This window comes from Candidatus Cloacimonadota bacterium, assembly GCA_011372345.1.
Classification (GTDB): Bacteria; Cloacimonadota; Cloacimonadia; order Cloacimonadales; family TCS61; genus DRTC01.
Window position 1 is genome coordinate 1 of record DRTC01000126.1, and the last position, 7242, is coordinate 7242.

Consider the following 7242-nt stretch of genomic DNA (forward strand, 5'->3'; position numbering starts at 1 on the left):
GTTTGCTTTAGCTGACTTGATTTAAGTTTTCTAACTTGCTTATGTCAGTAAACTTAACTCAAGACCTACGGCTTAAGTCAAGTTTCCTTTTATTGAGAAAACGTACTTTTCGTTCAAGCACTACTTATGTAATCTAATCGATTATTAGAGAATCACACTGAAGATTGTCTTCTCGTCTCTATGAATCGAAATGTTCTAGATTTTAATCCTCGAATGAAGTTGTCATTTATCTTTGCTTGTGATTCATTTTGATCAGTTAGAAAAGTAAAAAATCTGATTCTGTCGAGAGAATTAAAGAAACAGAGTTATGCAATAATGTAATTGATTTATAGATAAATCATTACATCAGTTTCATTTCCATAGTTTATTCATAATTATCCGAGTTTAATTTGTAGAAGTAATTTCCGGTAGATACGGATTAAAGTCGGAGAAATTCGTAGGAATTGATTTCCGGTCTATGGTTGAAAGAAGCAATTAGAGATGAAAGACATCTTTAAAAAGATTGAATTCAAATTACTTCTTGACATCAGAAATAATGAAAATTTTCTTACCCAAAAGAAAAATTGAAAAGGTCTGGATAAAAATCTGCTGACTGAAAATGTCAGCATTTTTTTGATATTAAACTCGAACCACTGATTACAGTGGTTTGTTTGTATAAAAAGGGTGTTATGTTAGAGAAAATTGAAAAAATAGCAAAAGAAGCCTGTCTGCAGAATGATGTTGATCTCTATGATGTGGAGATCAAAAACACCACTAAAGGCAAGATTATTCTTGTTTCTCTTACTAAAATCAATGGAGTTTCGATCACAGAATGTCGGAATGTCAGCAGGATGATCAGCAATGTTCTTGATATGGAAGATATCATTCCGGGGAAATTTTTTCTTGAAGTTTCATCTCCCGGATTGGAAAGAGAACTGAAATTAAAGAAGCACTATCTCAGTGCTATTAATGAAAAAATTAAATTAACTTTCAAGATGGAAGATAAAATTATGACTGAAATTGGGATTTTAAGAGAAGTATTACCCGATCTCATCAATGTCGAAATTGAAGATAAAATTGTTTCGGTTTTTTTTCGGGATATAAAAAAAGCAAAAACATATTTTGATTTCAAGAAATAAGGAGAAATTATGAGTGCGAACTTAATGGCATCATTAGCAGAACTGGCAGCTCTGAAGCAATTAGATAAAGGCAAATTAGCAGAGATCATCAAGGAAAGTTTGTTACAAGCAGTTTCCAAAAAACTGACTTCTGAAAATGAGTTAGAAATAACTGCAGATTTTGAAACCAGTAAAATCTGTGTGAAATTCAATAAAATTGTTGTAGAAAGAGATGTATCTCTTGGTGAGATTTCTTTGGAAGATGCCTTTTATTATAAAGAAGACGCAGAATTGGGAGATAAAATTCCTGTTGAAATGCCGATCTATGAGTTTGAACCCAAAATTATCAGGAATGCCAGGAAATCAATTTTAGAAAAAATAAAATTACTAGAAGAAGACCGGATAATGTTCGATTATGAAAAGCAGAAGCATCAAATCGTAACCGGGAAAGTCAGGAAAATCGATTATAATGGTTTGATCGTAAATATCGGATATGCAGATGCTCTGTTACCGTTAGAAGAACAGGTAGAAGGTGAGTTTTTTAAAATTGGTGATATGATCAGAGCGTATGTGGTCAATATCCGCAAAAGAAAGAATGATGTAATCGTGATCTTGTCCCGCACCCGTCCGGAATTTGTTAAAAAAATATTTGAAATAGAAATACCGGAGATCAATTCTAAAGAGATTGAAATCAAGAAAATTGTGCGTGATCCGGGAATGCGGACAAAGGTTGCAGTCATATCTAATAATAAAAAAGTCGATGCTACAGCAAGTTGTTTAGGACCAAAAGGTATTCGCATCGAGCAGATCAGACAGGAAATAAACGGAGAACTGATCGATATTGTTTTATGGGATGATTCTCCTGAACAATTAGTAGCAAATGCGATTGGCTCTGATCTCGTGGAAAAAGTTTATCTTGCTGAGAGAGGAAATTTTGCACGAATAATTGTTTCGGAAAAAAATAAAAATCTGGCGATCGGTAAAAGAGGGAAAAATGTCAAACTTGCAGCCAAGTTGACTGATTATAAACTCGATATTTATACGGAAGAAGAATTTGAAAATAAAATTTCCGAAGAACGTCGGATCACAAGTCATATCAGTGATTTAGACGGAGTTACTCCTAAAATATCGGAAGTTTTACGGTTTCATGGATATACTTCGGTTCAGGATATATTTGAAGCATCTGTCGATGAATTGTGCCACTTGGAAGGTCTTGGCAAAAAAACTGCGATCAAGCTCAAGGAATCAGCAGAATATTTCTAATGCCGAATAGATCTTCAAAGGCAGGACATGTTCCTCTGCGTACCTGTGTTATTTGCAAAAGCAAAACAGAGCAGCAGAAATTTCTCCGGTTTGTGCTGATTGATACGGAAATCGTGTTTGATCTCAAAAGAAAATTTCCTGCACGGGGATATTATGTTTGTGATAAAAATGAATGTTTGGAAAAAATAGAAAAGTGGGTAAAGAGAAAGGTTAAATGACTCATTTATTTTGTATTCTAATTCGACTCGTTAGGAACTCGTCTAGGAACAAGACATTGGTCCGAAATTGAACGAGTGATCCGAATGTTTCGAGTAGTCGCTTCTCTTTCGACTTGAATAGAAAAATTGAATATGGAAGAACAAAAACAGAAAATTATTAACCTGCTTCATCTAACCAGGAAAGCCGGGAAATTGAAAATAGGTTATGATGAATGCGAAAGAGCCTGTATAAACGGTTCTGCAAAGCTGGTAATCAAAGTTTCCGATCTTGCAGAGAAATCGGAAAGGAGATTACAGAATATAGTGGAAGATTTCGGTATCCCAATCATCGAATTTGGAACGAAATCATTATTAGGAGAAGCATTCAACATTCGGGATTTGGGAATAATTTGTATTATAGACAAAAATTTTGCCAAAGGAATTAATCGGTTAGTTCAATAGGTTTGGAGGAATAATGTCGAAGAGAGTTCACGAGCTGGCAAAAGAGTTCAAAATCTCTACTGCTGCTTTAAAAAAACATCTGCACGATCTTGGTGTTGATGTTAAAAGTCACATGAGTCCTGTGGCTGAAGAAGTCGAGCAGAAGATCAGAGAGAGATTCAACCAGGAAGTTGCTGCGGTTAAGAAGCGAGAACACGACAGAGTCGTTTATCATAAGAAAATTGAATTAGAGAGAAAGAGAAAAGAACAGGAAATAAAAGAAGCTAAGGAAGCTCCAAAAACCGAGAAAAAGCCGGAAACTGAAAAAATTCAGGTTTTTGTTGAAAAGAAGATAAAAAAGGTCCCGCCTCATATATCCAAACCATCAGGATCTGTATATAAGCCAACAAGAAAACTGTCTGTAAAAACCGGAGAGAAAAAACCTCCTCCTGCACCTATGAAAGAACTTCCAGCCGGTAAATTCAAAGATGATAAACAGAAAAAAGCTAAAACATACGAGGAAAAAAATAAACATTTAAAAGCTAAATTGCAGCAGTTAAAAAAATCCGGAAGAAAAAAGAAATTTACACCAACAGAGCTGGAAGAAGCTGAAATCAGCAAAAGTATTAAGAAAACATTGTCTGGTTCCACAAAAAAGAAAAGATATAAAAGAGACGATAGACATACTAAAATTACCGATACAAAGATTGTGATAAATGAATTTACTTCTGTAAGTGAATTAGCGAAATTAATGGGAGTATCGGCGACTGATATTATTTCCAAATTTTTTATGATGGGTCAGATGGTAACGATCAATCAAAGATTAGACAAAGATTCCCTGGAAATGATCTGCGATGAATTTGATTTTGATGTGGAATTCCAGGAAGAATACGGAACTGATATTCTAGATGAAAAGATTGAGCAGAATGAAGATATTGAAACCATTCCCCGTCCACCTGTAGTCACAGTTATGGGTCATGTTGATCATGGGAAAACAGCTATTCTGGATCGAATTCGTTCAACTAATGTTGTAGCCGGAGAAGCCGGAGGAATTACGCAACATATTGGAGCATATCAGGTCGAATTTAACAAGAAAAAGATAACTTTCATAGATACTCCCGGACACGAAGCTTTTACAGCCATGCGAGCCAGGGGAGCAAATGTAACCGATATTGCAGTCATTGTCGTAGCTGCCAATGAAAGCGTAAAAAAGCAAACTATTGAAGCGATCGATCACGCTCGTGCAGCAAATGTTACGATCATTATTGCGATCAATAAGATCGATCTGAAAGATGCAAATATAGATCGAACTATCAATGATCTGATGAAGTTGAATATCATGCTGGAAAATTATGGAGGAGAAATTCTCTGGGTGAAATGCTCGGCATTGACCGGTGAAGGAATAGATGAGCTTCTTGAAACTATCCTTTTATCGTCAGAAATGCAGGAATTAAAAACTCCCAAGGGAGTGCATGGAAAGGGAATTGTTCTCGAATCGAGAAAAGACCAGCGCATGGGAACGATCGCTACTATTCTGTTGCAGGAAGGAAATCTAAAAAAGAGCGATAATATTGTTTGCGGAGCTACTTTTGGAAGAGTCAGAAAGATGGAAAATGAACGCGGGAAGGAACTTAAAGAAATAAAGGCTTCCGATGTGGCTATTATCTATGGTTTGAATGAAGTTCCCAAAGCCGGTGATATCATCAATCAAGTTGAAAATGAAAAAACTGCTCGTCAGATAAGTGCGGAAAGAATGCACATTCGTCAGGAAAGAGAAAAATATCAAAGTAAAACCAGTCTCGATAACCTTTTCCAGAAGATCAAAGAACATGAAATGAACGAGATCAGGTTGATCGTTAAGGGAGATACGGACGGATCAGTAGAAGCACTCTGTGATTCTTTCCAGAAATTGAGTACAGACGAGGTTGTGGTTAATATCATTCACAAGGCAGTCGGTGGGATCAATGAAGCAGATATCAGTCTCGCTTCCGCTTCCGGGGCAGTTATCATCGGATTCCATGTTCGTGCGAGCAATGTAGCCAAAAAACTGGCGGAAGACGAAAATATTGAGATCAAACTGTACCAGATAATTTATGAAGCGATCGAGGATATCGAACTGGCAATGCAGGGAATGTTAGCTCCTGAATTGAAAGAAAAATATCTCGGTAATGCTGTTGTCAAAGAAGCATTTAAAATTAAAAAAGTAGGAACAATTGCAGGCTGCTTCGTAGAAAAAGGAATTATTTCCAATACTGCTAAAATCAGGATTTACAGGAATGATATCATGCTTCATGAAGGAAATATTTCTTCTTTGAAACACTTTGCTGAGGAAGTTAAGGAAGTCAAAGCCGGTTCCGAGTGCGGGATTGGAATAGAGAATTTCAATGATATCAAAGAAGGTGATATAATTGAAACATACATCATCGAGGAAGTTGCGAGGAAGTTGTAACTGTAAGAGTTCCCTTCCGAAGCCTTCTTTCAATTTTCTCAATTTTGAGGATTCGGAAGGTTTGTTCGATGATGAATTGTCTGTTCGAGCGTTAAAACTTTCCGAATCTTATGTGAGAGAATTCCTTTGTGAGAAGCTTCGGAAAATGCTAAAATTTGCCAAATTTTGTAAATTTGGCAAATTTAAAAGATCACAAAAAACAGGAGAGAAAAAATGCCAAGCATTCGCATTCAAAGAATGGAAAAAGAACTCCTGAAATTATTTAATAATGTCATAAATTATAAGTTAAGAGACAAAAACTTACAATGGGTTTCCATTTCAGAAGTTAAACTTTCCAAAGATTTGTCGCATGCCAGGATTTATTTTACCTTTCTAAATAAAGGTTCAAAAAAGAAGATCGAGCAGGTTCTAACAAAAAGTTCCGGATTTTTCAAGAAAGAAATTGCTTCTTCGAAACTTTTAAGAATAATACCGGAATTAAGTTTTTTCTATGATGATCTGGAAGAAAATGCCCGGCATTTAGAGGATATTTTTGCCAAAATCCATGCGGAAGAAAATGAGAGTTAATTCACTTGAATCTTTAAAAAAAATACTCCTCGAATCGTTGGAAAAATATTCTTCTGTAGGAATTGTTACTCATTACAGTCCTGACGGAGATGGATTTTGTGCTGCTCTCGTTCTGCAGGAAATATTATCTCAAAAAAATATTAAATCAGAAATAATTTTAGAAAAAACCGCTCCTGCTGTTTATGATTTCCTAAACGGACGGGAAAGATCGATCGTATTTTCCGATAAATTAGCGTATGATCTTTTATTGATCCTCGATTGTCATGAAGAGGAAAGAATCGGTAAATGTGCTCCTCTAATTTCCAAAGCAGAAAAAATAATCGCGATCGATCATCATCCTGAAAATGAACTGATCTCAAATTCTGAGACTTATATCGATACTGATAAAGTAAGTGTCGGTGTGATTATTTATAACCTCTTCTCAAATGAAATTTCTTCCTTTCCGAAACTTGCCCAAAAATATATTGCAGAAGCTGTCTATACAACGATTTTAAACGATTCTGATAATTTTATCAATGCCAATACGGATGCGGAAACATTTCAAATATCTGCGGAATTAATGAAACTCGGATTGGTTCCCGGAAATATTGCGGAAAAATTCCTGATGAACAAATCTCCCGCAGAAATGAGATTTATCGGGGAAGTGTTAGCTACAATTAAAACATTTGAGGACAAGAAGATACTATTCATGCATTCAACTCTGGAAATGCTTTCAAGGAACGGTTTAACGCGAGAAGCAACCGATAAAATGACGCGTTGGGTCAAAGGAACCAGAGATGTTAAGATTTTGATCTATTTCCAGGAAACCGAGTCTGGAAAGTTCAGGTTGCATCTTCGTTCAAATTATATCGATGTTAATAAAATCGCGATGAAATATGATGGCGGCGGACATATTCGCGCTTCCGGTTGTGAGATTTCAGGCACTTATTCCGAGCTGGAAGAAAAGTTGTTAAAGGATATCAAGGAACAACTTTAACCTCTTTGTAGAAATGAGTGTGTAAATTAAACAATTATCCCCAAATGCAAATAAATAGCAATGAGGAAAATCTCAAAATTCAAAACACAAAATCCAAATAAAAAACAATGAATAAAATTACAAATTCAAAACAAATAAAAGCAACGCTCGTTTGTTATTTCGATATTTCTTATTTGGAATTTATTTGTTTTTTGGATTTTGTTGTTTGGGTATTTAATAGATCGACCCATTTAAAACTAAAAAGGACCAAAA

7 protein-coding genes are annotated in these 7242 nt (G+C 35.5%); all 7 read left to right on the forward strand.

Going from position 1 to position 7242, the window contains the following annotated elements:
• Positions 1 to 668 precede the first annotated feature (668 nt).
• Positions 669 to 1118: a ribosome assembly cofactor RimP gene (locus ENL20_02325; GenBank protein ID HHE37390.1), complete on the forward strand. Its 450-nt coding sequence runs from the start codon at positions 669 to 671 to the stop codon at positions 1116 to 1118.
• 9 nt (positions 1119 to 1127) lie between these two features.
• Positions 1128 to 2360, forward strand: coding sequence for a transcription termination factor NusA (nusA, locus tag ENL20_02330; GenBank protein ID HHE37391.1), 1233 nt, complete (start codon positions 1128 to 1130; stop codon positions 2358 to 2360).
• On the forward strand, positions 2360 to 2578 hold the full coding sequence (locus ENL20_02335; protein ID HHE37392.1) for a DUF448 domain-containing protein: 219 nt from the start codon (positions 2360 to 2362) through the stop codon (positions 2576 to 2578). Before nusA ends, ENL20_02335 begins: the two co-directional genes overlap by 1 nt.
• A gap of 132 nt (positions 2579 to 2710) precedes the next feature.
• Entirely contained in the window at positions 2711 to 3019 is a 309-nt protein-coding gene (locus tag ENL20_02340) for a hypothetical protein (GenBank protein HHE37393.1), read from the forward strand.
• A 13-nt stretch (positions 3020 to 3032) separates the two neighbouring features.
• Positions 3033 to 5447, forward strand: a complete 2415-nt coding sequence (locus ENL20_02345; protein ID HHE37394.1) for a translation initiation factor IF-2 — start codon at positions 3033 to 3035, stop codon at positions 5445 to 5447.
• Positions 5448 to 5660: 213 nt separating this feature from the next.
• A complete protein-coding gene (rbfA, locus tag ENL20_02350; protein HHE37395.1) occupies positions 5661 to 6014 on the forward strand; it encodes a 30S ribosome-binding factor RbfA in 354 nt (117 codons plus the stop codon).
• Positions 5980 to 6990: a bifunctional oligoribonuclease/PAP phosphatase NrnA gene (locus ENL20_02355; GenBank protein HHE37396.1), complete on the forward strand. Its 1011-nt coding sequence runs from the start codon at positions 5980 to 5982 to the stop codon at positions 6988 to 6990. The genes rbfA and ENL20_02355 overlap by 35 nt, the downstream gene beginning before the upstream one ends.
• Positions 6991 to 7242 lie beyond the last annotated feature (252 nt).

Excerpts from the sequence above, each read along its gene's own strand:
- ENL20_02335 (HHE37392.1), top strand. The coding sequence starts at position 2,360 with ATGCCGAATAGATCTTCAAAGGCAGGACATGTTCCTCTGCGTACCTGT.
- nusA (HHE37391.1), top strand. The coding sequence starts at position 1,128 with ATGAGTGCGAACTTAATGGCATCATTAGCAGAACTGGCAGCTCTGAAG.
- ENL20_02340 (HHE37393.1), top strand. The coding sequence starts at position 2,711 with ATGGAAGAACAAAAACAGAAAATTATTAACCTGCTTCATCTAACCAGG.
- rbfA (HHE37395.1), top strand. The coding sequence starts at position 5,661 with ATGCCAAGCATTCGCATTCAAAGAATGGAAAAAGAACTCCTGAAATTA.
- ENL20_02345 (HHE37394.1), top strand. The coding sequence starts at position 3,033 with ATGTCGAAGAGAGTTCACGAGCTGGCAAAAGAGTTCAAAATCTCTACT.
- ENL20_02325 (HHE37390.1), top strand. The coding sequence starts at position 669 with ATGTTAGAGAAAATTGAAAAAATAGCAAAAGAAGCCTGTCTGCAGAAT.